Below are 24976 nucleotides of genomic sequence, written 5' to 3'. Positions count from 1 at the left end.
TCGGGACCGGCGGCGGGACCCGGGTCACGGCTTGCGCGCCTCGTCCACGAGGAGAACCGGGATGTCATCGCGCACCGGATAGACCAGACCGCACGCGGACGACGTGCAGACCAGCTCCTCGCTCTCGGGCTCGGCGCGCAGCGGCGACTTGCACGCCGGGCAGGCGAGGATCTCCAGCAACCAGTCGTCGATCTTCACAGGTCTCTCCTCACGACGGCGAGGACCTCGTCGCGCACCGCCGCCATCTGATGCTCGTCGGCCGCTTCGGCGTTCAGCCGGAGAAGCGGCTCGGTGTTGGACGGACGTAGATTGAACCACCACTCCGGACCCGTGACCGTCAGGCCGTCGAGATCGTCGAAGCTCACGCCGTCGCGGCCGTCGTAGTGGGCGCGGACGCGGGCCAGCGCGGCGGCCTGGTCGGGGACCGTGCTGTTGATCTCGCCGGAGGCCGCGTAGCGGGAGTAGCCGGCCAGCAGCTCCGACAGCGGCCGGTCCTGCCCGCCGAGGGCGGCCAGCACGTGCAGCGCGGCCAGCATGCCCGAGTCGGCGTACCAGAAGTCGCGGAAGTAGTAGTGGGCGGAGTGCTCCCCGCCGAAGATCGCGCCGGTGCGGGCCATCTCGGCCTTGATGATCGAGTGGCCCACGCGGGTGCGCACCGGCACCCCGCCGTGCTCGGCCACGATCTCGGGCACCGCCCGGGAGGTGATCAGGTTGTGGATGATCGGCGAGCCGGGGTGCTTGGCCAGCTCGCGCACCGCCACCAGCGCGGTGATCGTGGACGGGGACACCGACTCGCCGCGCTCGTCGATCACCCAGCAGCGGTCGGCGTCGCCGTCGTAGGCGATCCCGATGTCGGCCCCCGACTCCACCACGGCCTTGCGCAGATCGACCAGGTTGGCCGGCTCGATCGGGTTGGCCTCGTGGTTGGGGAAGGTGCCGTCGAGCTCGAAGTACAGCGGCACCAGGTCGAGCGGCAGCCCGGCGAACACCACCGGCACGGTGTGCCCGCCCATGCCGTTGCCGGCGTCCACCGCGACCTTCAGCGGCCGGATCGACGACAGATCGACGAGGGTGCGCAGGTGGGCGGCGTACGCGCTGGTCAGGTCCTCGCGCGTGACCGTGCCCGCACGCGCGCCGGCCGCGGGCGGCGCCGCCAGGATCTCGGCGGCGCGGTCGCGGATCTCGGCCAGCCCGGTGTCGCCGCCGACCGGCACGGCCCCGGCGCGGCACATCTTCATGCCGTTGTAGCGGGCCGGGTTGTGGCTCGCGGTGAACATCACGCCGGGCAGGCCGAGCGCCCCGCTGGCGTAGTACAGCAGGTCGGTGGAGCCGAGCCCGGCGTCGATCACATCGGCCCCGCGCGAGGTCGCGCCGCGCGCGAACGCCGCCGCGAGCCCTTCGGAGGACTCGCGCATGTCGCGGGCGACCACCAGCCTGGTCGCCCCGACGACCTCGGTGAACGCGGCCCCCACGGCCTGCGCGACGGCCTCGTCGAGCTCGTCCGGCACGACGCCGCGGATGTCGTACGCCTTGAAGATCCTGGCGAGGTCGCCCACTCTGCTCCGCCCTGGTAGTCGCTTGGCCGCCTGACGAACGCTTCGAGCCTACGCTAGCGGTCGTGCTTGGGTTGCGCGGAGCGGAGCACTCTGAGATGGCCGCGGCGGCCCACCTCGACGCCCTGGCCCACCGGCTCCCCGCCCGGCGGCGGCGCCGGCCGCGCGGCCTCGCGCACCGCGTTGGCCAGCGCTTCGAGGTCGTCGGTGCTCGGCTGCCCGGCCTCGCTGGGCAGCCGCACGACCTCCCAGCCCCGGGGCGCGGTGAGCCGCTCGGCGTGTTCGGCACACAGGTCGTAACAGTGCGGCTCGGCGTACGTTGCCAAGGGGCCGAGAACAGCGGTCGAGTCGGCGTAGACGTACGTGAGCGTGAAGACGGCGGGCTGACTGCAGGCGGTGCGCGAACAGCGGCGGACGGGGCTCACGGAGGGACCGTATCCGGTAAGAGTCCGAGGCGCCACTATCCGAGCGCTCTTAACGAGCGTGTCGCCACAATTCGGGCGCGCTTAATGCGGTTGTTGTGCTTATGGCGCCTGCTCCACCCCGTCGCACCCCGCCCCCGACCTCGCCGTCGCCGCCCACACCCCCTGGCCGCCACCCGACCTTTACCCCACCGCGCCGCATTCGTAAACGGCCGAACACAAAGGGTAACCAGTGGCCAGGTATGGGAACCCCAAAACGGCCCACAGGGGTCCCGGTTCCCGGCAGGGCCGGTGACGGAGGGTGGCGGCGGGGCCTGGGCGCCGCGCTCGCGGCCCGCGTCCACCGCCGCCCTGTCGCCGTCCTCTTCCGGCGGAACCCTTGGCGTGCCCGCGCCCAAGCGCCGTTGGCCCACCTGCGCTTAAGCTCTTGCTGTGAGTTCGCATTCTGGAGGTCCGCGGCCTCGCGGTCCGCGCCGGAGGGATCGGCACGGGCGGGGGATGCGCGGGCCCATCGCGCCCTCGCACGTGCCGATCGCCAGGTCGCGCAGCGAGCGCTTCGACGATCTCGTGCTGGACGCGGTGGACCGGCTCAAGCCGCGGTGGAGCAAGCAGCTCGCGTCGGTGGAGTTCGTGGTGGAGGACGTGCCGCCGCTGTCGGAGCTGGGCGACGGGCCGGAGCGGGTCGGGGGCGAGCCCATCCCGTTCGGGCGGGCCGAGGCCGCCTCGGGCTCCGATCCGGCGAGCGTGGTGGTCTACCGGCGTCCGCTGGAGGCGCGGGCGCGCGACCGCGACCAGCTCGGCGCGTACGTGCACGACGCCGTGGTGGAGCAGGTGGCGAGCCTGCTGGGGCTGTCGCCCGAGACCATCGACCCGGGCTACGACGACCGGCACTGAGGACCGGCGCTGAGGAGCGGCGCTGACGACTGGCACCACGGGGTCGCGGCGGTGCCGGGCGCCTACGGCAGCACCGTGGAGGGGGAGTCGGTGAGCGGTGGTACCAGCGCCCAGGTGCGGCCGGCGGCGAGGGGCTGGGCGGTGATGAGCAGGCCGTTCCCGTCGCGCTGGTCCAGGACCCGGCCGCCGTAGACGGGGCCGGAGCCGGGCAGCGGCGTGACCGCGACGGCGAAGGCGCCGCGGACCTTGGGGAGCGCGATCTGCTCGGTCCTGGCGGCCGGGATCTCGGCCTCGGTGGCGGCGGGGGCGGCGCCCTCGGCGGGGAGCACCTGCACGCTCACCTTGGCCGCCTTGCCCGGGGCCGACAGGATCAGCGCCGACTTGGTGTCCTTGCCGGAGCGGTTGTCGGCGACCACGCTGCCCAGGTCGATCGGGGCCGCGCCCGCGCTGAAGGCGACGTCGAGCCGCGTGCCGGTCGCGGTGATGACCATGCCGGCCACGATCGGCGTCTCGCTGGTGAGCGCTATCGCGGCGGGCTGGCCGCCGATGCCGGTGGACAGGTCGAGCGTGGCCACCGAGCCGGCGGGCACCTCGACGGTCTCGCGGTTCTTCAGGGCGTAGAAGCCGTCCGCGGTGATCGCCTTGACCTGTACGACCGCGTCCGACTCGCCGGGCGCGGCGACGTACAGCTCGCGCCGGCCGCCGCCGCCCGGGATGCCGGGCACCACGACCGACTTGGCGGGGGCGGCGGCCTGCGGCAGCCAGTCCACGCCGCGCCCCTCGCCCATCTCGGCCCGCACCGCGCTGGCCACCCGGCCGCTGCCGGTGCGCACCGAGACGGCCATGACCAGCGGCGAGGGGGCGATGTCCTTGAGGTTGACCGTACGGTGCTCGCCCGGCTCGACCATGAACCCGTGGTCACCGACCACCGGACCCTCGCCCGCGTAGACGGCGACCTCCACCGAGGCGGGGGCGCTGTCGGGGTTGGCGACGTACAGCGTGACCTCGGCCGCGGCGGCCGGGCCCGGCCCGACGAACCACGCCTCGGCCGCGGGCTCGACGCAGCGTACGCCCGCGAGCCCGCGCCGGGCCCCTGAGGTGGCGGTGGCGGTCTGCGCGGCCTCCAGGCCGGCGGCCATCGCCCCGTCGCCCGCGACGATCAGCGGCCCGGTGCGCGCGGCCTGCTTCTTCTGCCACAACTTGCCGGGCTGGTCCAGGGTCGCAGCAGGTCCGGCCTTCTCGCCCGGCGCGGTCAGGGCGGTGACGGTGGCGGCGCCGCCGCGGGCGCCCTCGCGGCCGGGGGCGACGGCGCTCACCACGGAGTCGCCGGGGTCGGGGCAGACGGTGTTCACCGACTCCACGGTGACCCGCTTGGGCTGCGGGGCGGCGGTGACGGTCTCGGGGGGCTGGGTCACGTGGGCGACGCCGTACAGGGCGAGCAGCGAGATCACGACCAGCAGCAGCATGCCGAAGCGGTTCTCGACCAGGAACTTCACCGGGCGGCCACCTCCGATCGCTTCGCCCGCCTGCCGCGCCGTCCCGCCGGCCGCTCCGGCTCGGCGGGCGCGGCCTCGCCCGGCGGCGGGTCGGCGTAGTCGGGGGCGGCCTCGTCGGCCCGGGAGCCGGGCGCCGCCAGCACGAGCACCAGCGCGACCAGGCCGGCCTGCACCCACAGCCAGATCGCGTGCCACTGGTCGTCGTAGGCGATGCGGGCGGTTCCGGCGGCGGTGCCGAGGGTGAAGCCCTGGGCCCAGCCGTCCACGGTGGTGCGGGCGAGCGTGGCGCCGCCCAGGGTGGCGGTCCAGTCGCCGGCGGGCTCGGCCAGCACGAGCGTACGCCCGGCGGGCCCGGCCGGTACGGCGGCGGTGAGGCCGCCGTCGGGCGTACGGGTGACCTTGACCGGGGTGCGCGTGCCCGCGGAGTCGGCGATCCAGGCCCGCCCCAGCGGGGACGCCAGCCGCCACACGCCGGTGGTCTCGGTCAGGCTCATCCGGGCCAGCGCCGGCTGGGAGTCCAGCGCCCGGGTGACCGCGGGGTCGATGGGCGCGACCAGGACCACGAACCGCACGCCGTACGTGGCGAGCACCGCGGCGTCCTGGCCGCCGCGCCCGGAGGCCAGCCCGGACGCCGCCACGGCCAGCCGGCCGCGCGCCTGGCCGGGCGCGGGCAGGTCGGTCTCGCCCATGAGGGGGGTGCGGTTGCGCAGCACGGTGTAGGTGAGCCCGCCGGCCTCGCTGGAGCGCAGCACCAGCGTACGCTCGCCGTCCTCCGACCCGGCGGCGGCCAGGGCGGGCATCGCGTCCGGCAGGTCGCCCCGCAGCGGCCCGGTGACGCCCCGGTAGACCCAGAACCCCGCCGCGAGCACCGGGGTGGAGAAGGCGACCGCGGCGGCGAGCACCGCGGCGATCCGGCGCAGCCCGCCCGCGGCGCGGAACTCCGCCAGCCGGTGCGAGGTCAGCGCGACCACGACCAGCATGCCGGTCGCGGCGAACGCCAGCGGGACGCCGGGCCAGGCGGGGGCGGCCTCGCTGCCCGCGATCGAGGTCACGGTGGCCCGGCCGGCCAGGATCGCCACCAGCACCCCGAACACCGCCACGCCCCAGCAGACCGCCACGACCATGCGCTGACGGCGGATGAGCAGCGTGCCCAGGGCCGCAGCGATGAGCCCGGCGGTCACCCACAGCGGCGGCATGCCCGGCCCGCCCGGACTCAGCGCGAGCAGGTCGGCCGCGGGCAGCCGCGGGTCCACCAGGGACGGCCGGTGCAGCCCGGCCTCCAGCAGGATCTGCCCGGGGTGGCGGGCGATCTGGGCCAGCCAGGGGAACAGCAGCACCAGCGGCACGCCCAGCGCGATGCCCACCGACACGCCGACTCCGCGCCGCGCGCTGCCGAAGGCGGTGGCGCCCAGGACGCCGATGATCGCGGCCAGGACGTACACGAGCGGGGCGAACGCGGTGCCGACGGCCAGCAGCAGCCCGAGCCCCCACGCGGCCCGCCGGGAGCGGCGGCCCTCGGCCGCGAGCAGCACCGTGGCCAGCGCGGCGTACACCGGCAGCAGGACCAGCACCACGGCGGTGCCGAGCCGCCCGGCCGCGATGGCCCCGGTGGCGACCGGCATCAGCGCGTACGTCGCGGCCAGCCACAGCCGCGCGCCCGCGCTGGGGATCATGCGCCGGGTGGCGAGGTAGGCGGACACCCCGGCGAGGGGCACGCAGCCGAGCAACAGCACCGTAACGGCCAGCCACGGCTTGCCGAACAGGACCGTGGACAGCACCGCGATCACCGCGACGTACGGGGGCGTCCACGCGTCGGTGCCCAGGCCGGTGGCGTGGAAGCCCTCGGTGTACAGCCGCCACAGGTCCGAGGCCCCGCCGATCACGGGCACCAGCGCGCCGCCGCCCAGCCGGTCGCCGCCCAGCAGGGTGCGCTCGGCGGCCACGGTCACCGCGAGCAGGCCGAGGAACAGCAGCACGCCCGGGTTGCCGAACACGCGCTGCATCACGCCCGCGTCCACCAGCAGCTCGTCGCCGTCGTCCTGCTCCTGCCGCTCGGCCGCGGCGTGGTGGCGCCCGCTCGAATCCACCGGCCCGGCCCCGGACAGGAACCCCTGCACCATGTCCACGATCCGCCGGTACGACGCACCGGGCGGGCTGAGCAGCCGCTTGATCTGCGGGTAGTTCTGCTTCCTGCCCGTGGCGCGCGCCCGGCGGGCCCTGAGCATGCGCCCGGGGTGGGCGAGCACGGACCCGAGCGCGCTGATCTCGTCCAGGGCGTTGGCGGGCTGCTTGGCCAGCATGAACAGCACCGTCCGGAACAGCGAGCCCACCACGTTGCGGACCAGCGCCCACAGCAGCGCCCGGAAGGGCAGGTTCGCCATCACCACGAACATCGCGTTGCGCCGGTCGAGCCGCCGCGGATGATGGTCGCTGGCCGTGATCCGCCTGCGGCGCCGCGTCGCGGCCTCGGCGTGCCAGGCGACCGCATGGCTCACGTTGAGCACCCGGTGCCCGGCGTTGCGCACCCGCCAGCACAGGTCCAGGTCGTCACGGAACACCGGCAGGGCGGGATCGAGCCCGCCCACCTCGTCCCACACGTCCCGCCGGATCAGCATCCCGGCGGTGGACACCGACAGCGTGTCGTGCACCCCGTCGTGCTGCCCCTGGTCGTACTCGCGCGCCTCCAGCCCGGTGTCCCTGCGCCCGGTCCGATCGACGGTCACGCCCACTTCGAGCAGCAGCCGCCGGTCCAGCCAGTCGCGCAGCTTCGGCCCCAGCACCGCCGCCGACGGGTCATGGTCGGCCGCCCACAGCAGGGCCTCAAGCGCCCGTACGTCCGGCGCGCAGTCGTCGTGGATCAGCCAGACCCACTCCACGACCCCCGGCGCCCGCGCGGCCGGCAGCCGCTCCAGCACCTCCCCCACGGCCTCCCCGAACCCCGTGGAGCGCGGCAGCGCCAGCACGTTCCCCTGCCCGAGCGCCTCCTCCAGCACCCGCCCACCGCCGTCCCGGCTCCCGTTGTCCACCCCCACCAGCCGATCCACCGGCCGGCTCTGCCGCATCACCGCGGCCACCGTGTCCGCGAGCCATCGGGCGCCGTCATGCGCGACGACGATCGCGGTCACCGCGTGCCGCGCGCCGTAGGGAACATCTGTGCTGGACATGGACCCCGACTGTCAGTGGCGGAGGGAAGCCCCAATCGGACGTGCTCCGCACTTTATTGCAGGGCTTATGGCTCATGCTCAGCGATTCGCCCGCTTTTGCCCCACAACGCACGCCAACCGGCCGCCATGGAAGGCCCGGGACGCCCCCGGCCTGCGAATGGCGGACGCCCATCCATAGGGCCACCCCGGCTCGCCAAGGGCAAGCCAGGCCAGAGCGCACGCTCCGGTAATCGGGCGGACCGGTTGGGCGCGGGTCCCGCCTGGGCTGAGAAGAGTGCGAGACCACGAATGAGCCTCGCGACCGACGAGGGAAGACACGCCCCCCTCGATACGCCCGAACCGCGTTGTGCGAAGCACGGACCACAGGCACGCACCGGTCATAGGGCGCTGCGGAAGGCGCGCGGCGCGGAAGGCGCCTGGTGTGCCCAGGTGCGATGTCGCACCCGGTGTCCGCCCGTTGCGCCACGTCGTGCGCGCCGGAGGGGTGCCGCCCCACCCGCCGCCGAGGACGATGCCGGACAGGCCCTTCCACGAGACGCGCCCCGGCACCCTCGGCATGCGTGGTGAGCACGCGCCATGAGCGCGCGCGGTGAGCCGGGCGCGCCCGGGTATGCGCACAGTTGTGCTCGGGTGCGCCGGGTGTGCACCGGTTACGCCCGCGATACCCGCGCCGCATGCACTCCACGCGGGCCTGCGCGGCCGGGGCGGGTGTGCACGGGTGCGTGGGCCATTGGGCGCACGACCCAGAGGCATCCCGCCCCAAAGCGGGCCGTAGGCGTGCTGACCGCCCCGCGGAGCGCGCACCACCGTGGGCGCGCTACCCCGCCGCCCGCGCACTGCACGAGCTGCGCGCCCGGGTCCAGCGAACGGGCCACGCGTAGCTACGCACCGGCCGCAGGCGTGTTACCCCCGCCGCCCGCGAGCACATACTGGCCGGAGGGGCGTTACCCCGCCGTCCGTGAGCACGAACCGCCCGTACGCGCGCTACCCCGCAGCCCGCAAGTACGCCACTGCCCGCAGGCGGGCCGGCCCGCCCCTGGTGGCAGGAGACCCGGTCGTGGGCCGTTAACCGGCCTCTCGCTTGATTCGGCGGCGTTCCCGTTCGGACAGGCCGCCCCAGATGCCGAATCGTTCGTCGTGTTCGAGTGCGTACTCAAGGCACTCGGCCCGCACCTCACAGGAGCGGCAAACCTTCTTGGCCTCCCGGGTTGATCCTCCCTTTTCGGGGAAGAACGCTTCTGGGTCGGTTTGCGCGCACAAGGCGCGCTCCTGCCAGCCAAGATCTTCAGCGCTGAGCGCCTGTGCATCGACCAGGTCGGCCACTGCACACCTCCCTGCCGCCCGCCCGCAATGGAGCCCCCCATGGACGCCTCCCCCATACCCACCCTGCGGAAGGCGTAACAACACGTCTGTAATTACACGCACGTGCCGCGTGTGACGTCAAGCGGCATGCCGCTATACCGGGGGAAGTCCCGCTCGCCCCGGTTCGGTGTCGCATGCTTGCCATCGTCGCCGGTCTTCCCACCTGAGACCCCGGCCTACCGTGCCTGACCCCCTCGGCGGACGGAAACGTACCAGTACGTTTTCCAGTCCTGACCCAGACCCACCTTCTCTCTATGCGTTGATTGCACCGTCATTAAGCTCGCGGGTCACCGGGCGTGTATATCGCCGTGGGGTCGATCGGCTCGTCGCCCGGCCGGCTGACGTTCAGCGGGTCGGTCCCCTGGTACGCCTTCGGCTGGAAACGCAACGTCGAGTCCCCCAGCGGCTCCCCCGGCGGCCAGGACTGGTTCTGGCCCTGCTGGCCCTGCGGCTGGCCCGGCTGCTGCATGGGGGGCTGGTTGCTCGGCTGGCTGTGCTGCGGCGTGTACGACGACGCGGGCGGCGTCTGGGAGTGTCCGAAGGGGTCGTCGTAGTGCTGCGCCGGGGGCGTGCTCTCGGCGGGGTACTGGAGCTGCGGCTCGGTGCCCGCGTGCGCCTGCTGGTAGGTCTGCGCCTGCTGGTAGGCGTGCGCGAGCTGCTGGCTGCGCGGGTCCATCGGCACCGGGTCCTCATAGCGCGGCTGCTCGGGCTGCGTGGCGTAGCCCTGGTACGACGACGGCTGCTGCTGGCCGTACGCCGGCGGCGTCTGGTAGCCGGGCGTGGAGTACTGCTGCTGCTGTTGCTGCTGCGGGTACGGCGTGACCGCCGGGCCGCCGTCCTGGTACTCACCGGAGCCGAACTGCTGGCCCTGCTGCTGCCCCTGCTGCTGGCCGTAGCCGCCGTACTGGGCGGCGGCGGGCTCGGCGGGCTGCTGCTGGTACGGCTGCTGGGGCTGCTGGTAGGGCGACTGCTGCCCGTACGACTGGTACGCCGGCTGCTGCGGGGACCCCAGCGGGTTGTTGGCGTAGTCGCCCGGCAGGGGCGCGTTGGCGTAGTCGGGCGCGGGGCGGCCGAACTCGCCGCTGGAGGACTGCTGGCCGTACTGCGGAGCCGCCTGGCCGTAGTCGGGGGCGGGCTGCTGCGTGTGGGCGGCCGTGTAGGGCCGGGCGAGCGGGTCCTGGCCGTAGGAGGAGTCGTAGGACGGCTCCTGGGCGTACGACGGCTGCTCCTGGGCGGCCGGCTGGGGCTGCGGCTGCTGCTGCGGCGCGCTCTCCTGGGCGGCGGGAGGCGGCGGCAGCGCGGGCAGGGCGGCCTGCTGCGACTGGGCCTGCTGCGGCTCCTGGGGCTGCGGCTGGTACGCGGGCGCCTGCTGCGCCGGCTGCTGCGGGGACGCGAACGGGGGCTGCTGCTGCCCCGGCTGCTGCTCGAAGGAGGGCTGCTGGTGCTGCTCGTACGGCGACTGCTGCGGCTGGTGCGGCTGCTGCGGCTGCTCGTACAGCGGCGGCTGGGGTTGCGGCTGCCCCTGGGGCGCGGCGTACGGCGCACCGGGGCCGCCCGCCGGGCCGGCGCTGTGCGTCGGCACGTACCCCTGCCCCTGCTCCTGCCCCGGACCGGGGACGGGCTGCTGTGGCGGGTAGCCGAAGTTCTGCGGCGCGGCGGCCCGCTGCGGGCGGTCGGGGAGGGCCTGGGGGGCCAGGTAGAGCAGCGCGATCACGACCATGGCGAGACTGGCCAGGCCGGTGAGCAGGAACTCCAGCCCGGAGCGGAAGCTGAGGTCACCGGAGACCAGACCGCCGAGCAGGCCGATGAGACCGAAGACGGCCCCCACGGCGAGCGCGCCGAAGGAGGCCATGACGATCATCTTGGCGCGGGCGAGCGCCTCGCCGCCGATCTTGGTGGCGAGCAGGACCGCACCGAGCAGGAGCGCGGTGTTGACCGGCGAGACGAGGGAGGACAGGCTGCCGACCGCGCGCAGACCGAACGACGCCGATCCCCCGAATGGTGACGACTCGGACACGAGCAGGCGCTCGACGCCCACGACGATGCTGGTCGCGGCCACCGCGAACATGATCCACGCGGCCGGTTCCCTGAGCCGGCTCGCCTCGATTCTGATCACTACTGCCCCCAAGAAGGTCCGTGTCGCACCCGGGAAGTTTTGCACATGGCTGACTTTGGTGTCGGTACACCCATCAACCTCATGAAACCCATTAGTGCCCAAAGATGCACTTTTTCCTAGTTTTTCCGGCAGATTGGCAGGTCAGCAGCCCGCCGACGACGATCCCGAAACGATCACAAGACCCTCTCCCGGCCGGAACAGTTCCGTGACCACCGGCCGCCCACCGGCCGTCCGCTGGTCCATCCACTGGGCTATCCGCTGGTCCATCCACTGGCACGGCCACTGGTCCGGCCACCGGCCGTCCACTGTCCGGCCACCGGCCGGGCACGGACCGTCCACTGCCCGGCCACCGGCCCGGCACCGACCGTCCACTGCCCGGCCACCGGCCCGGCACCGACCGTCCACTGCCCGGCCACCGGCCCGGCACCGACCGTCCACCGGCCCGGCACTGGCCGATCACGATCCGCCATGGCGGCCATGGGTCCCCGCCGGTGAGGAGTGGGGCGGGCGCGGCTCGGCGTCGCGGACGCGCGAGACTGGGGGCATGCGTATTGTCTCCCTCGCCGGTGGCATCGGCGGCGCGCGTTTCCTGCGGGGCCTGCGGGCCGCGGAGCCCGACGCGCAGATCACCGTCATCGGGAACACCGGCGATGACATCACCCTGTTCGGCCTGCGGGTCTGTCCCGACCTCGACACCGTCATGTACACGCTCGGCGGCGGGATCGACGAGGAGCAGGGGTGGGGCCGGGCCAAGGAGTCGCACGTCGTGAAGGAGGAGCTGGCCGCGTACGGCGTGCAGCCGCAGTGGTTCGGGCTCGGCGACCGCGACTTCGCCACCCACATCGTCCGCACCCAGATGCTGAACGCCGGATACCCGCTGTCGCAGGTGACCGAGGCGTTGTGCGCGCGGTGGCAGCCGGGCGTACGGCTGATCCCGATGAGCGACGACCGGACCGAGACGCATGTCGTGATCGACGACGAGCACGGGCGGCGGGCGATCCACTTCCAGGAGTGGTGGGTACGGCTGCGGGCCTCGGTGCCCGCCGAGGAGATCGCGCTGGTCGGCGCCGACGACGCCCGGCCGGCCCCGGGGGTGCTGGAGGCGATCGGCGAGGCCGACGTGGTGATCCTGCCGCCGTCCAACCCGGTGGTCAGCATCGGCACCATCCTGCAGATCAGGGGCATCCGCGAGGCCGTGGCCGCCAAGACCGTCGTCGGCGTGTCACCGATCATCGGCGGGGCGCCGGTGCGGGGCATGGCCGACGCCTGCCTGACCGCGATCGGGGTGGAGACCTCGGCGCAGGCCGTGCTCGCCCACTACGGCGCCGACCTGATCGACGGCTGGCTGGTCGCGGAGGAGGACGCGGACGTGCGCCTGGACGGCGTACGCGTGGTGGCCCGGCCGCTGCTCATGAGCGACCCGGAGGCCACCACCGCCATGGCCCGCGCGGCGCTCGACCTCGCCCGGGAGTTCGCATGATCGAGATCAGGCCGGTGACCGGCATCGGCGAGGTGCGGGCGGGCGACGACGTGGCCGGCCTGATCGCCGCCGCGGCGCCGGACCTCGCCGACGGCGACATCCTCGTCGTCACCTCGAAGATCGTGAGCAAGGCGGAGGGACGGCTGCGCGCCGCCGCCGACCGCTCGGCCGCGATAGCCGAGGAGACCGTGCGCGTGGTGGCGCGGCGCGGCGACACCGTGATCTCCCAGAACCGGCACGGCCTGGTGATGGCGGCGGCCGGCGTGGACGCCTCCAACACCGAGCCGGGCACGGTGCTGCTGCTGCCCGAGGACAGCGACGCCTCCGCCCGCCGCATCCGGGCCGGGCTGCGGGAACGGCTCGGGGTGCGAGCGGGCGTGATCGTCTCCGACACCTTCGGCCGGCCCTGGCGCAACGGGCTCACCGACGTGGCGATCGGCGCGGCGGGCGTGAAGCCGGTCGAGGACTACCGGGGCCGCGAGGACACCCACGGCAACCCGCTGTCGGTCACCGTCACCGCGGTCATCGACGAGATCGCCGCGGCGGCCGAACTGGTCAAGGGCAAGCTGGCCGGGGTGCCGGTCGCGGTCGTGCGCGGGCTGGCCGGGCTGGTCACCGAGGACGACGGGCCGGGCGCGCGGGCGCTGGTCCGGGCCGCCGACGACGACCTGTTCCGCTACGGCTCCAGGGACGTGGTGTTCGCGCGGCGCACCATCCGCGAGTTCGACGACCGCCCCGTGGACGGCGAGGCCGTACGCCGTGCGGTGGCCGCGGCCATCGCCGCCCCCGCCCCGCACCACACCACGCCGTGGCGGTTCGTGCTGCTGGAGCGCCCCGAGACCCGGACCAAGCTGCTGGACGCCATGCGCGACGCCTGGATCGCCGACCTGCGCGGCGACGGCTTCACCGAGGAGTCGATCGCCAAGCGGATCAGGCGGGGCGACGTGCTGCGCGACGCGCCGTACCTCGTCGTGCCGTGCCTGGTCATGGACGGCTCGCACGCCTACCGCGACGACCGGCGCAACGCCGCAGAGCGGGAGATGTTCGTGGTGGCGGCGGGCGCGGGCGTGCAGAACCTGCTGGTGCAGCTCGCGGTGGAGGGCCTGGGGTCGGCGTGGGTGTCCTCCACGATGTTCTGCCGCCCGGTCGTGCGCGACGTGCTCGGCCTGCCCGCCTCCTGGGACCCGATGGGCGCGGTCGCGGTCGGCCACCCGGCGGCCCCGCCCCGCGACCGGCCGCCGCGCGACCCCGCCGCCTTCTACGTCGTACGCTAGCCCGCCGCCTTCGGGCAGGTGGGGTGGCACAGGCGGCGGGCCAGTGCCGACAGGAAGACGTCGATGATCTCGCCGGGCTCGGACGCGACGTGCAGGGAGCCGTTGGTGACCGACACGATCTCGTTCAGCCCGGCGCGGTCGGAGCCGTCGCCGAAGGCGACCACGACGATCTGGACCGGCTGGTCCGGGCTCCACTCCTCGCGCAGGGTCTCCACCAGCTCGCGCCGCGACACCCCGGTGCCGTCGTCGCGCCCGGCGGTGATGACGAGCAGCGTGTTGTTCATGGCGCTGTCGTAGTTCCCGGTCACCTCGCGGAACCCGGCCAGGATCGTGTCGTACAGCGAGCTGTCCAGCTTCGGGTGCGCGCGCATGGTCTGGGTGAGGGCGTCCAGGCGGCTGCGCCGGGTGAGGTCGCCGCTGCGCGGGGTCTCGCCGGGCGGTTCGGCGATCGGGCCGAGGCCCACCCGCTCGGCGTACGGCTCGCCCTCGCGTATCCCCTCGGCGAACTCCCACAGCCCCATGTGCGTGGAGTCGGGGAAGAGCTGGAGCCCGAGCCTGGCCGCGCGCAGCGCCACCGAGGACCGGGTGGCGCCCTTCTCCCCCTCGATCGGGCCGGCCATGTGCCGGGAGGAGTCGGCCAGGACCAGGATGTTGGTCGGCGGGGCGAGCCGGCTCCACGCGGTCAGCGCCTCGTCGATCATGTCGGGTGAGATCGACGGCCGGGCGCGGGGGCGTTCGGTGGGCAGGCCGGGGCCGCCGCCGTACGGGGGCAGCGCGCCGTCCGCCGAGCGGAACCCCATCCTGCGCACGGTCTCCTGCACGCTCCCGGAGCGCAGCCACTCCCCGAACGCCCGCGCCCCGGCCGCCGTGGCGGGGTCGGTGGCGCTGACGACGTAGGGGTAGTCGAGGTTGATCGTGCCCTCGCGCGGATGCAGGGCCACCACCGGGTCGGCGGCGGCGCCCTGCCGGTTGTGCTGCCACACCGACTGCTCCGGGACGATGACGACCGGCCTGCTCCAGAACGCGCGGTCGTCCACGGCGGCGAGCATGCTGCGGTAGTCGGGGGCCGAGCCCGCCTGCGCCCAGCGTACGAAGGCGGTCAGCGCCTTGTCGGCCTCCGGCCCCGACCCCACGATGTCCCGGGCCGCCGCCACGGTGGCGATGCCCGCGCCCGCGAGCGACGGGTCGGGCACCCGTACGACGTCCGGCTCCTGTTCCGTCGGCCGCAACCGGCCCCGGATCGTGGCGGGGAACACCATGCGCCAGTTCATCTCGATCCTGCCGACCGCGAACCGGTCGGCCAGCGACCGCCGCGTGGCGAAGACCAGCGGCGAGGTGGCGACCACGGTCTCTCCCTCGGCCAGGTCGCGCGCCCCCTGCTTGCGGGCCAGCCTGATCCAGGCCGAGGAGTCGGCGATCCACCCGTCGGGCCGTTCCTCCAGCACCCCGGCGCGGTCGCCGATCAGCGTACGCAGGACGGTGGCGGGCGGCTCCTCGGTCACCTGCACCAGCACGCACCGGCCGTCCACCTCGGCCCTGCCGCCGTTGAAGGCGACCGCCGCCTCCATCACCGCCGGCGCCACGTCCACCGCCGCCGCGACCCGGACGAGAACCGGTTCCCGCGCCGAGCACGGCCCCGCACGGTCGATCACGACCACCACGATGGCCAGCAGCGCCGCGGCCAGCGCGGCGAACGCGAGCCCGCCGCGCAACCGCGCCCGCCGCCTGCGCCCTCCGGAGTCCAGCGCGGCACGATGCCGGCCCTGCTTATTGCGCGTGCTCCGCACGCGCGGGGCTTGGGCGCCACGAGGGTCATGTCTTCCCTCGTCACTCCGGTCGCTACGCTCCCTGCGCTCCTCAGTCCAGACACGACCCGCGCCCAAGCCCTGCTTATTGCGCGGGCCCCGCACGCGCGGGGCTTCGGCGCCACGAGGGTCATGTCTTCCCTCGTCACTCCGGTCGCTACGCTCCCTGCGCTCCTCCGACCTTGGCACGACCCGACTCCAGCCATCCGCTCGCCTGGAGTAGACGATTCTTCCAATCAGCACCGGACGCGGCGCAAGCCTGTGCACCGGAGAAATATGAAACTTGTTATAACGTCAGGCGCTGCCCTCCAGGAGGGGCAGGGAGGCGCGGCGGACGCTCTGGCACACGCCGTCGCTGGCGGCCGCGGCGGCCTTGCGTTCCTCGCTGGGCTCGCCGTAGCCGGTCAGACGCTGGCGGACCGGGCGGCCGGTGGGCTCGGCCATCTTCACGATCTCGCTGATGGTCTTGTACGAGCCGTTCTCCGAGCCCGCCATGCGGCTGATCGTCTCCTCCATCAGGGTGCCGCCGAGGTCGTTGACCCCGCCCTGGAGCACCTGGCGGCACAGGTCGTCGCGGAGCTTGACCCACGAGCACTGGATGTTCTTGATCGCGCCGTGCAGCATGATCCGGGCCAGGGCGTGCACCGCGCGGTTCTCCCTGGCCGTCGGGCCCGGCCGGGCCACGCCCGCGAGGTAGATGGGGGCGCTGGTGTGCACGAAGGGCAGCAGCACGAACTCCGAGAAGCCGCCGGTCTCCTCCTGGATGCCGCGGATCAGGCGCAGGTGCCTGACCCAGTGCTCGTGCGTGTCCACGTGGCCGTACATCATGGTCGCCGTGGTCGGGATGCCGACGCGGTGGGCCGTGGTGATCACCTCCACCCACTCGCGGGTCGGGAGCTTGCCCTTGGTGAGCACCCAGCGCACGTCGTCGTCCAGGATCTCCGCCGCCGTGCCGGGCAGGGAGTCCACGCCGGCCTCGCGGGCGGCGAGCAGCCAGTCCTCGATCGACATGTCGGTCCGGCTGGCGCCGTTGACGACCTCCATGGGCGAGAACGCGTGCACGTGCATCTCGGGCACCCGCTCCTTGACCGCCCGTGCGATGTCGAAGTAGGCCGAACCGGGCAGGTCGGGGTGGATGCCGCCCTGCATGCACACCTCGGTGGCGCCGGCCTGCCACGCCTCGTACGCGCGGTCGGCCACCTGGTCCAGCGACAGGGTGTACGCGTCGGCGTCGGTGCGGCGCTGGGCGAAGGCGCAGAATCGGCAGCCGGTGTAGCAGACGTTGGTGAAGTTGATGTTCCGGTTGACGACGTAGGTGATGTCGTCGCCCACGGCCTCGCGGCGCAGCCCGTCGGCGATGCGGCACAGCTCGTCCAGGGCGGCGTCGTCGGCGCCGCGGCCCTCCTGGTCGCCGGCCAGCCCGAGCAGCACCAGCGCGTCGGCGTCGCCGATCCCCGCCGGGTCGCGCTCGGCGCGCCGGAGCGCCTGCGCCACGTCGGAGTCGGCCGCCGTGGTGGTCCGGGCCGCCGCGGCGGCGCGCTCCTTCAGCGCGTCCCAGTCGCCGTACACGTTGTCGAAGTCCTCGCGCCGATCGGCGGAGCGGCCCTCGGTGTCCACCGCCACGTGCAGGTCGGTACGGCCCGCCGCCGCGAACCCGCCGTCGGGCTCCTGCCACGGGCGTCCCACGATCACGGCGTCCTCGCGGGCGAGGCCGGTCTCCGGGTCGGCCAGCGCGGCGACGTGCTCGCGCAGCCGCGGGTCCAGCCACGGCTCGCCCGCGCGCACGTACTCGGGGTAGATCGTCAGCCGCTCGCGCAGCTCGAACCCGGCGGCGGCGGTGCGCGCGGCCAGCTCCTCGATCTGCGGCCAGGGACGCTCGGGGTTGACGTGGTCGGGGGTGAGCGGCGAGACGCCGCCCCAGTCGTCGATCCCGGCGCGCAGCATCAGCACGTACTCCTCGCCGATGAGGTTCGGCGGGGCCTGCACCCGCACGCGGGGGCCGAGCACCAGCCGGGCCACCGCGATCGTGGCGGCCAGCTCCTCCAGGTCGGCATCGGGCATGCCGCGCATCGCCGTGTCGGGCTTGGCGCGGAAGTTCTGCACGATGACCTCCTGGACGCCGCCGTACTCGCGCGCCACCCGCCGGATCGCGAAGATCGACTCGGCCCGGTCCTCGATCGTCTCGCCGATGCCGATCAGGATGCCGGTGGTGAACGGGACGTTGCTGCGCCCGGCGTCCTCAAGCACGCGCAGGCGTACGGCCGGGTCCTTGTCCGGGGAGCCGTAGTGCGGCTGCCCCTTCTCCTCGAACAGCCGGCGCGAGGTGGTCTCCAGCATCATGCCCATCGAGGGGGCCACCGGCTTGAGCCGCTGCAGGTCGCGCCAGGTCAGCACGCCCGGGTTGAGGTGCGGGAGCAGGCCGGTCTCCTCCAGCACCCGGATCGACATCGCGCGTACGTAGGAGAGGGTGTCGTCGTAGCCGTGCGCGTCCAGCCACTCGCGCGCCGCCGCCCACCGGTCCTCGGGCCGGTCGCCCAGGGTGAACAGGGCCTCCTTGCAGCCGAGCGCCGCACCCTGGCGGGCGATCTCCAGCACTTCGTCCGGGCTGAGGAAGGCGCTGTGCAGCTTGGCCGGCGCGGTGGCGAACGTGCAGTAGCCGCAGCGGTCCCGGCACAATCGGGTCAACGGGATGAACACCTTACGGCTGTAGGTGATCACGCCGGGCCGTCCGGCCGCGGCGAGGCCCGCGTCGCGCACCCGTCCCGCGTGGTCCATCAGCGCGGTCAGGTGGTCTCCGCGGGCGTGCAGCAGTACGGTCGCCTCGCTCAGGTCCAGGGCCTTGCCGTCGCGGGCGCGGGCGATGGCCCGGCGCATCGCGGAATCGGAGGGCACTGGGGACAAGGGCTCGCTCATAGCTGGCACACTACGACCCCCTGAGTACGTCACCGGCACCCAGGGGCGGGCAAAACGCTCAGAGATCGCGGCTCCGGCGAGACCTCTGTCAGAAAGCCCGGAAATCCCGTGCGGCCATGCGCGGGCCGCGGGCGGGCGGGCGCAGCCCGCTCAGCTCCACCAGCCGGGCGACCCGGTGACGGTGGCCGCGGTAGGGGGCGAGCAGCCGCAGCATGCCGGCGTCGTCGGTCTTGCGCCCGGTGAGGGCCCAGCCGACCAGCGACGGCAGGTGGTAGTCGCCCACCGAGACGGCGTCGGCGTCGCCGAAGGCCCGCTGCCGGATCTCCGCCGAGGTCCACACCCCGATCCCGGGCAGCGCGCGCAGCAGCCGGTCGGCCTCCGCGCTGGCCGCCGCCCGCTCCGCGCCGCTCGGCGCCTCGCCCACGGCCGCGGCCACCGCCTCCAGTTTGGCGGCGTGCCGGGCCGCGTTGACGATCGTCCGCGCCCGTACGGCCTCCGCCCCGGCCCGGTGCCAGTCCCAGGAGGGGATCAGCCGCCACACCTCCGGCGGCGGGACCACCCGCATCCCTTCGGGAGCCGGCCCCGGCGCGGGCTCGCCGTACTTGCCCAGCAGCCACCGCCACGCCCGCCACGCCTCCCGGCCCACCACCTTCTGCTCCAGGACCGCGGGCACCAGGGCCTCGAACACCCGCCCGGTACGCCCGATCCGGAGTCCCGGGTGCCGCCGGGCCACGTCGCGCACCACGGAGTGTCCCGCGGCGGCGAGGTTTGCGAACCCCGACACGTCGTCGTCGGCCCCCAGCAGCGCAGGCAGCATGTCGAGCACCCACCCGGCCCCCGGCCCCCAGGCCGTGCCCACCACGGTCCTCTCGCCCGGGACGACCGACACCCGCAGCGAGGCCGCACCGTCGGGCGTACGCGTGGTGCGCCACACCGCGCCGTCGGCCCCGACGCGCCAGGCCGGATCGCCGCTCCCCCGCCGGTACGCCCCCAGCACCAGCCCGACGTCCACGCGCGCTTCCGCCCGCCACCTCCGCTCCGGCACATCAGGCAGCCTACTGCGGCCGCCAGGTGTGCTCAGCGGGTCCGCCACTCGCCGGTCTGGCCGGCGAAGCCGCTGTCGAGGGCGAGCTGGAACCTGGCGATGACGGCGGACTGCGGGACCTCGAAGACGATCACACCCTTGCGGGTGTCGCCCTCGGCGATGGTGACGGAGCCCAGCGAGACACCCTCGCCGATCTCGGCGAGCAGGGCCGGCCGGAACTGCTGCCCCTCGGCGTCGTGGGGCGGTTGGTGCGGATAGGACATGGGAGCTCCAGGAGGATGATCAGCGCTCAAGGGACGCGCCGACGGCGCGTCCGGATTACCCGCCCGTCCCCGCGATCCCCGATCCCGCCCGCCGCGGGCGGTCAGCGGGAGGCGTACGCGAGGCGCCGGGCGGCGCGGTCTTCGGCGTTGAGCTCCATGGCCAGCTCGGCACCGCTGACGCGTCCGATGAGCGGACGCAGCCCGGCCGCGCGCTCCCGCGGGGTGAGCGGCGCGCGGAGGCAGGCCCACCACATGGGACCGGACCGGATGATCCACTCCGGCCAGGTGGCACGCATGATGGCCAGGCGGCGCGCGTCTTCCGCGCCCCGCGACGGCAGTGGGACATGACAGTAGCGATGCACTCCGTGCTCCCGAGAGTCGGCCGAGGTCTGCCACTGTTAGGAGCCCGGAACTCCCGGATCATGACGCGGCTGTGTCGATTTCGTGTGATCGCGTTCGTATGAGGGATGGGATGTCCCACAACCGAGAGGAGAGACGACCGATGTCGTTCACCGACGAGGAGATCGCCTATCTGCGCTCCCAGCCGCTCGCACGGCTCTCCACGGTCTCGCCCGACGGGCAGCCGGACGCGGTGCCACTGGCCTTCGAACTCGACGAAACCTGCCTCTGGGTCGGCGGCGTGGGGGCAGGCGTGCTCACCACCCGCAAGTTCCGCAACGTACAGGCGGGCAACACGAAGGTCGCCCTGGTCGTGGACGACCTGGTGTCCCTCGACCCGTTCATCGCCCGCGGCATCCGCATCTACGGGCGCGCCGAGGGGCCGATAGAGCGGGTGGGGATGATGGGCCCGGGGATCTACCTGCGCATCACCCCGACGGTCTCATGGAGCTGGAACCTCGCCGGCGAACCCGTCGGCGACACCTGGTACCCGTCACGGCGGGCCACGCACGGAACCGGCGCGGGCCGTTCAGCGACGGGCTGAGCGGCGTACCGGGACAGCGGCCGAACCACGAGGCGGCGACCTCTGCGGGCGGCTGCCCGCGTCCGCCATGTCGCGGAGCTGGGAGCGCGCGGTGACACGCCGTAGAGGTGGGAGCCGCGACCAGCGGTCGTCATGACGTGCAGGCGGCGGACCGGTACCGGCGCTGGCGGAACGACCTTGATTATGGTTAGCCTTACCTAACCATTAATTGGATTTCGCCCAGTTCGAGAACGGAAGCCCCCCATGTCCGCATGGCGTCCGCTCCTGGTAGTCGCGGCTCTGAGCGTTGTGCTCGCGGGCTGCGGGTCCGCCAGCACCTCCGGCACCGCACAGACGGCGGCCTCCGCCGCGCCCTCCGGCCCCTGGTCGTTCACCGACGGCTCCGGCAAGACCGTCAAGGCGGACAAGACCCCGACGCGGATCATCGCGCACGCGGGCGAGGCCGCCGCGCTGATGTCCTTCGGCATCAAGCCGGTCGGCATCTACGCCGACGAGTCGGTCACCACCGACCTGAACCTCAAGGATCTCGACCTGACCGGCATCGAGATCCTCGGCCAGGAGTGGGGCAAGATCGATGTGGAGAAGGCCGCGGCCCTGCGGCCGGACCTGATCGTCGGCGACTGGTGGCCGGCGGAGAAGGCGCACAGCGGCTTTGAGGAAGGCGTCGACGAGAAGAGCAAGAAGCTCGCCGAGCTCGCCCCGGTCGTGGGCGTCGCCCAGGGCAAGTCGATCGTCGACCTGGCCGAAGGGTACGAGAGCCTCGCCAAGAGCCTGGGCGCCGACGTCGCCGCGCCGGCCATCGCCGCGAACAAGAAGCGCTTTGAGGATGCCGTCGCCGCCTTCAAGACGGCGGTGGCGGCCAAGCCGGGGCTCACCGTGGCCGCGATGTCGCCCGCCGACGACAAGCTGTACGTCGCCAACCCCGAGTACGCCCCCGAACTCCTGGACCTCCAAAGCTGGGGACTGAAGGTGATCAACCCGGACACCCCGGACCCCGGCTTCCCGTACTGGGAGAACCTGAGCTGGGAGAACGCCGACAAGTACCAGCCCGACCTGATCCTGTGGGACGGCCGGAACTACAAGCCCACCTCCAACGCCGAGTGGGGTGAGAAGCAGCCCACCTGGTTCAAGATCAAGGCGGCCAAGGCGGGCGCGGTCGCGGCCTGGCCGGCGTACTGGCTGCACACCTACGGCGACTTCGCCACCGAGCTGGAGAAGCTGACCGAGGCGATCAAGACCGCGGACCCGGACATCGGCGACTGACCTCCCCCGATGAGCAACTCGACACACGTCACGCGCAGGGCCTCCGCCCTCGGTCCGGGGCTCGCCGTGCTGTTCGTGGCGCTGGCCCTGGTCGCCTTCCTCAGCGTGACTCAGGGCTCGCGCTCGATCGGCCTGCTGGAGGTGCTGCACGCCCTGGGCAGCCTGAACAGCGACGTCTCGACCGACAGCACGGTGACGCTGGAACTGCGGGTGCCCCGTACGCTGCTGGGCATCGTGGTGGGCGCCGCGCTCGGCGTGGCCGGCGCCATCCTGCAAGGCGTCACGCGCAACCCGCTCGCCGACGCCGGGATCATGGGCATCAACTCCGGGGCCGCCGTCTTCGTCGTGTTCGCCGTCACGGTGCTCGGCGTGCGCGGCGCGGGCGTCTACGTCTGGTTCGCCTTCGCCGGGGCGATCGCGGCCCTCGTGCTGGTCTACGCGATCGCCTCACTGGGCCGGGAGGGCGCCACCCCGGTCAAGCTGGCCCTGGCCGGCGCGGCCGTCACCGCGGGGTTGGCCTCGGTGACCGCCGGAATCGTGATGACCAATGTGGACGCGCTCAACGAGCTGCGGTTCTGGCAGGTGGGTTCGCTCGCCGGGCGCTACGCGCCGATCCTGACCGGGGTCGCACCGTTCCTCCTCCTCGGGCTGGTCGCCTCGCTGGGTTTCGGGCGGGTGCTCAACGGGCTCGCGCTCGGCGAGGACGTGGCCCGCGGCCTCGGCCAGCACGTCACCCGTACCCGGGCGGCGGCCTTCGCCGTCGTCGCGGTGCTCGCCGGAGCCGCCACGGCCGCCTGCGGGCCCATCGTCTTCGTCGGGCTGGTGGTGCCGCACGCCGCCCGGTTCATCTGCGGCCCGGACTACCGCTGGATCCTGCCGTACTCGATGCTGCTGGCCCCGATCGTGCTGCTGCTGGCCGACGTGCTCGGACGCGTGGTGGCCGCCCCCGACGAACTGCAGGTCGGCGTGGTCCTCGGAGTGCTCGGGGCCCCGGCGTTCGTCGGCATCGTCCGCTACGGCCGGCTGTCGGAGGTGTGACCATGACGGCGACCACCTCCGCCGCCCCGGCGGCCACGACCGCGGGCGCGTTCCGGACCGTCCGGCGGCGGCGGGCCACGCGTTCGCTCGTGGTGACGTCCGCGCTGGCCATGGCCGTCACCGCGCTGTTCGTGCTCACCATGATGGTGGGCAGCTTCCAGCTCACCGCGGGCGAGGTCATCGCCTCGGTGCTGCACCTGCGCGAGGACCCCAGCGTCGACTTCGTCGTGCGTGACCTGCGACTTCCCACCGCGACGTCCGCGCTGGCCGTCGGTCTCGCCCTCGGAGCCGCCGGGACGATCTTCCAGCAACTGCTGCGCAACCCCCTCGCCTCCCCCGACTTCGTCGGCATCACCTCCGGCGCCGGGCTCGCCGCCATCAGCGGGATCGTGCTGCTGCAGCTCGGCGGGCTGGCCGTCAGCGGGCTGGCCCTCGCCGGAGCCGTCGGCGCCGCCCTGCTGATGTACGTACTGGCCTGGCGCGACGGCGTCGCCGGCTACCGGTTCATCCTCATCGGCATCGGTGTCGCGCTCTTCTTCGACGGCCTCATCGGCTACATGCTGACCCGGGCCCGGCTGTCCGACGCGCGGCAGGCGATGCACTGGCTGACCGGCTCCGTCGGGCAGGCCGGCGCCGCCGAGCTCCGGCTCCTCCTCGGCGCCCTGGTCCTCCTCCTGCCCATCGCGGTCCTCCTCCAGCGGCAACTGCGGACGCTCGAACTCGGCGACGACACCGCTCGCGCCCTGGGCAGCCGCGTCGAGCTCGGCCGCGGCGGACTCCTCGCCACGGCCGTGGCGCTGGTGGCCCTGGCCGTCGCCGTGGCCGGCCCGGTCATCTTCGTCGCGCTCGTCGCCGGACCGATCGCCAACCGGCTGCTCGGCCCCGCTACGGGCGGGATCGTCGCGGCCGCGCTGGCCGGCGCCACGTTGTTGCTCACCGCCGACCTCGTCGCCGTCCACGTGCTGCCGACGCCGCTGCCCACCGGCGTGGTGACCGGAGCGGTCGGCGCGCCATACCTGCTGTGGCTGCTGGCCACCACGAACCGGCAAGGAGCGGGCGGATGACCCGGTTACGCGCCGAGGGCCTGACCCTCGGATACGACGATCAGGCGATCGTGACCAACCTGGACGTCGAGGTCCTGGACGGCAAGATCACCGCGATCGTGGGCGCCAACGCGTGCGGCAAGTCCACCCTGCTGCGCGGCCTGGCCCGGCTGCTCAAGCCCCGTCACGGCGAGGTGTACCTCGACGGCAAGGCCATGACCGAGCTGAGCACCCACGAGGTGGCCAAGATTCTCGGGCTCCTGCCGCAGACCCCGGTCGCGCCCGACGGCATCACCGTCGCCGACCTGGTCGCCCGCGGCCGCTACCCCCACCAGGGGTGGTTCCGCCGCTGGACCGAACGCGACGACGACGCCGTGACCCGGGCCCTCGACGCCACCGGCACCGCCGACCTGATCGACCGCCCGCTGCGGCAACTGTCCGGCGGACAGCGGCAGCGGGTCTGGGTGGCGATGGCGCTCGCCCAGGACACCGACCTGCTGCTCCTCGACGAGCCCACGACATACCTGGACATCAACCACCAGGTGGAGCTGCTGCGGCTGCTGCGGAAGCTGAACGCGGAGTCCGGCAAGACCATCGTGGTCGTGCTGCACGACCTCAACCTCGCCTGCCGCTTCTGCGACCACATCATCGCGATGGCGGAAGGCGCCATCGTCGCCGAGGGCGCCCCCACCGCCGTGATCACCCCGGAACTGGTCGAAAAGGTCTTCGGCCTCGCCTGCGTCGTGATCCCCGACCCGATCGCCGGCACGCCGATGGTGGTGCCTGCCTAGCACATGCCCTCGGCGTCTTGGCGATCGAGATCGAGCTGATCGACGAACCGGTCGTCTGAGAGGTCGTCTACGCCCCCGTCCGGCCGAGGCCGACGGGGGCTCCTTCGCTCG

20 protein-coding genes are annotated in these 24976 nt (G+C 73.5%); 8 read left to right on the top strand and 12 right to left on the bottom strand.

Annotated features, from left to right (window positions below):
- Nucleotides 1–24 precede the first annotated feature (24 nt).
- Genes HNP84_RS22160 through HNP84_RS22150 form a run of 3 tightly spaced genes read right to left on the bottom strand, consistent with a single transcriptional unit; the run spans nucleotide 25 to nucleotide 1978 of the window.
- On the bottom strand, nucleotides 25–198 hold the full coding sequence (locus HNP84_RS22160; protein ID WP_185051695.1) for a Trm112 family protein: 174 nt from the start codon (nucleotides 196–198) through the stop codon (nucleotides 25–27).
- On the bottom strand, nucleotides 195–1556 hold the full coding sequence (locus HNP84_RS22155) for a phosphomannomutase/phosphoglucomutase (RefSeq protein ID WP_185051694.1): 1362 nt from the start codon (nucleotides 1554–1556) through the stop codon (nucleotides 195–197). Before HNP84_RS22155 ends, HNP84_RS22160 begins: the two co-directional genes overlap by 4 nt.
- A 53-nt stretch (nucleotides 1557–1609) precedes the next feature.
- Nucleotides 1610–1978, bottom strand: a complete 369-nt coding sequence (locus HNP84_RS22150; RefSeq protein WP_185051693.1) for a DUF3499 domain-containing protein — start codon at nucleotides 1976–1978, stop codon at nucleotides 1610–1612.
- 495 nt (nucleotides 1979–2473) lie between these two features.
- Here HNP84_RS22150 and HNP84_RS22145 point away from each other — a divergent pair, with 495 nt between their 5' ends.
- Nucleotides 2474–2869 (top strand): metallopeptidase family protein, encoded by a 396-nt coding sequence (locus tag HNP84_RS22145; RefSeq protein ID WP_185051692.1) that lies wholly within the window; start codon nucleotides 2474–2476, stop codon nucleotides 2867–2869.
- Between the two features lie 62 nt (nucleotides 2870–2931).
- Here HNP84_RS22145 and HNP84_RS22140 read toward each other — a convergent pair whose 3' ends face one another.
- The 4 genes from HNP84_RS22140 to HNP84_RS22125 form a co-directional block, all read right to left on the bottom strand.
- Entirely contained in the window at nucleotides 2932–4365 is a 1434-nt protein-coding gene (locus HNP84_RS22140) for a DUF5719 family protein (protein ID WP_185051691.1), read from the bottom strand.
- Nucleotides 4362–7529 carry a glycosyltransferase gene (locus HNP84_RS22135; RefSeq protein ID WP_246518481.1) on the bottom strand — a complete coding sequence of 1056 codons (3168 nt, stop codon included), beginning with the start codon at nucleotides 7527–7529 and terminating at the stop codon, nucleotides 4362–4364. The genes HNP84_RS22140 and HNP84_RS22135 overlap by 4 nt, the downstream gene beginning before the upstream one ends.
- 1065 nt (nucleotides 7530–8594) lie before the next feature.
- Nucleotides 8595–8852 (bottom strand): WhiB family transcriptional regulator, encoded by a 258-nt coding sequence (locus HNP84_RS22130; RefSeq protein ID WP_185051690.1) that lies wholly within the window; start codon nucleotides 8850–8852, stop codon nucleotides 8595–8597.
- Nucleotides 8853–9165: 313 nt separating this feature from the next.
- Entirely contained in the window at nucleotides 9166–11007 is a 1842-nt protein-coding gene (locus HNP84_RS22125; protein ID WP_185051689.1) for a hypothetical protein, read from the bottom strand.
- 544 nt (nucleotides 11008–11551) lie between these two features.
- Here HNP84_RS22125 and cofD point away from each other — a divergent pair.
- A complete protein-coding gene (cofD, locus tag HNP84_RS22120) occupies nucleotides 11552–12487 on the top strand; it encodes a 2-phospho-L-lactate transferase (protein WP_185051688.1) in 936 nt (311 codons plus the stop codon).
- Nucleotides 12484–13761 (top strand): coenzyme F420-0:L-glutamate ligase, encoded by a 1278-nt coding sequence (locus tag HNP84_RS22115; RefSeq protein WP_185051687.1) that lies wholly within the window; start codon nucleotides 12484–12486, stop codon nucleotides 13759–13761. The genes cofD and HNP84_RS22115 overlap by 4 nt, the downstream gene beginning before the upstream one ends.
- Here the strand turns inward: HNP84_RS22115 and HNP84_RS22110 are convergent.
- The 5 genes from HNP84_RS22110 to HNP84_RS22090 all read right to left on the bottom strand — a co-directional run bounded on the left by HNP84_RS22110 (nucleotide 13758) and on the right by HNP84_RS22090 (nucleotide 20083).
- The gene (locus HNP84_RS22110; RefSeq protein WP_312925450.1) at nucleotides 13758–15548 is read right to left on the bottom strand and encodes a substrate-binding and VWA domain-containing protein; all 1791 of its coding nucleotides are present in this window, start codon (nucleotides 15546–15548) and stop codon (nucleotides 13758–13760) included. The two genes, HNP84_RS22115 and HNP84_RS22110, sit on opposite strands and share 4 nt — an antisense overlap.
- 312 nt (nucleotides 15549–15860) lie before the next feature.
- The gene (locus tag HNP84_RS22105; protein ID WP_185051686.1) at nucleotides 15861–18479 is read right to left on the bottom strand and encodes a bifunctional FO biosynthesis protein CofGH; all 2619 of its coding nucleotides are present in this window, start codon (nucleotides 18477–18479) and stop codon (nucleotides 15861–15863) included.
- An 88-nt stretch (nucleotides 18480–18567) separates the two neighbouring features.
- Entirely contained in the window at nucleotides 18568–19524 is a 957-nt protein-coding gene (locus tag HNP84_RS22100) for a DNA-3-methyladenine glycosylase family protein (RefSeq protein WP_185051685.1), read from the bottom strand.
- Between the two features lie 32 nt (nucleotides 19525–19556).
- Nucleotides 19557–19787 carry a DUF4352 domain-containing protein gene (locus HNP84_RS22095; RefSeq protein ID WP_185051684.1) on the bottom strand — a complete coding sequence of 77 codons (231 nt, stop codon included), beginning with the start codon at nucleotides 19785–19787 and terminating at the stop codon, nucleotides 19557–19559.
- A gap of 101 nt (nucleotides 19788–19888) precedes the next feature.
- Nucleotides 19889–20083 (bottom strand): hypothetical protein, encoded by a 195-nt coding sequence (locus HNP84_RS22090; RefSeq protein WP_185051683.1) that lies wholly within the window; start codon nucleotides 20081–20083, stop codon nucleotides 19889–19891.
- 206 nt (nucleotides 20084–20289) lie between these two features.
- Here HNP84_RS22090 and HNP84_RS22085 point away from each other — a divergent pair, with 206 nt between their 5' ends.
- The 5 genes from HNP84_RS22085 to HNP84_RS22065 all read left to right on the top strand — a co-directional run bounded on the left by HNP84_RS22085 (nucleotide 20290) and on the right by HNP84_RS22065 (nucleotide 24865).
- Nucleotides 20290–20730, top strand: a complete 441-nt coding sequence (locus tag HNP84_RS22085; RefSeq protein ID WP_185051682.1) for a PPOX class F420-dependent oxidoreductase — start codon at nucleotides 20290–20292, stop codon at nucleotides 20728–20730.
- 243 nt (nucleotides 20731–20973) lie between these two features.
- Entirely contained in the window at nucleotides 20974–21993 is a 1020-nt protein-coding gene (locus HNP84_RS22080; RefSeq protein WP_185051681.1) for an ABC transporter substrate-binding protein, read from the top strand.
- 9 nt (nucleotides 21994–22002) lie between these two features.
- A complete protein-coding gene (locus HNP84_RS22075) occupies nucleotides 22003–23031 on the top strand; it encodes a FecCD family ABC transporter permease (protein WP_185051680.1) in 1029 nt (342 codons plus the stop codon).
- A 2-nt stretch (nucleotides 23032–23033) separates the two neighbouring features.
- Nucleotides 23034–24095 (top strand): FecCD family ABC transporter permease, encoded by a 1062-nt coding sequence (locus HNP84_RS22070; RefSeq protein ID WP_185051679.1) that lies wholly within the window; start codon nucleotides 23034–23036, stop codon nucleotides 24093–24095.
- Entirely contained in the window at nucleotides 24092–24865 is a 774-nt protein-coding gene (locus HNP84_RS22065) for an ABC transporter ATP-binding protein (protein WP_185051678.1), read from the top strand. Before HNP84_RS22070 ends, HNP84_RS22065 begins: the two co-directional genes overlap by 4 nt.
- Nucleotides 24866–24976: the final 111 nt, after the last annotated feature.

The organism is Thermocatellispora tengchongensis, from assembly GCF_014202315.1.
Taxonomy (GTDB): Bacteria; Actinomycetota; Actinomycetes; order Streptosporangiales; family Streptosporangiaceae; genus Thermocatellispora; species Thermocatellispora tengchongensis.
This window is presented reverse-complemented; position numbering and strand designations above follow the sequence as displayed.

Coding starts and splice junctions, on each gene's coding strand:
- HNP84_RS22145 (WP_185051692.1), top strand. CDS start 2,474: ATGCGCGGGCCCATCGCGCCCTCGCACGTGCCGATCGCCAGGTCGCGC.
- HNP84_RS22135 (WP_246518481.1), bottom strand. CDS start 7,529: ATGTCCAGCACAGATGTTCCCTACGGCGCGCGGCACGCGGTGACCGCG.
- cofD (WP_185051688.1), top strand. CDS start 11,552: ATGCGTATTGTCTCCCTCGCCGGTGGCATCGGCGGCGCGCGTTTCCTG.
- HNP84_RS22115 (WP_185051687.1), top strand. CDS start 12,484: ATGATCGAGATCAGGCCGGTGACCGGCATCGGCGAGGTGCGGGCGGGC.
- HNP84_RS22105 (WP_185051686.1), bottom strand. CDS start 18,479: ATGAGCGAGCCCTTGTCCCCAGTGCCCTCCGATTCCGCGATGCGCCGG.
- HNP84_RS22095 (WP_185051684.1), bottom strand. CDS start 19,787: ATGTCCTATCCGCACCAACCGCCCCACGACGCCGAGGGGCAGCAGTTC.
- HNP84_RS22090 (WP_185051683.1), bottom strand. CDS start 20,083: ATGCGTGCCACCTGGCCGGAGTGGATCATCCGGTCCGGTCCCATGTGG.
- HNP84_RS22085 (WP_185051682.1), top strand. CDS start 20,290: ATGTCGTTCACCGACGAGGAGATCGCCTATCTGCGCTCCCAGCCGCTC.
- HNP84_RS22080 (WP_185051681.1), top strand. CDS start 20,974: ATGTCCGCATGGCGTCCGCTCCTGGTAGTCGCGGCTCTGAGCGTTGTG.
- HNP84_RS22075 (WP_185051680.1), top strand. CDS start 22,003: ATGAGCAACTCGACACACGTCACGCGCAGGGCCTCCGCCCTCGGTCCG.
- HNP84_RS22070 (WP_185051679.1), top strand. CDS start 23,034: ATGACGGCGACCACCTCCGCCGCCCCGGCGGCCACGACCGCGGGCGCG.
- HNP84_RS22065 (WP_185051678.1), top strand. CDS start 24,092: ATGACCCGGTTACGCGCCGAGGGCCTGACCCTCGGATACGACGATCAG.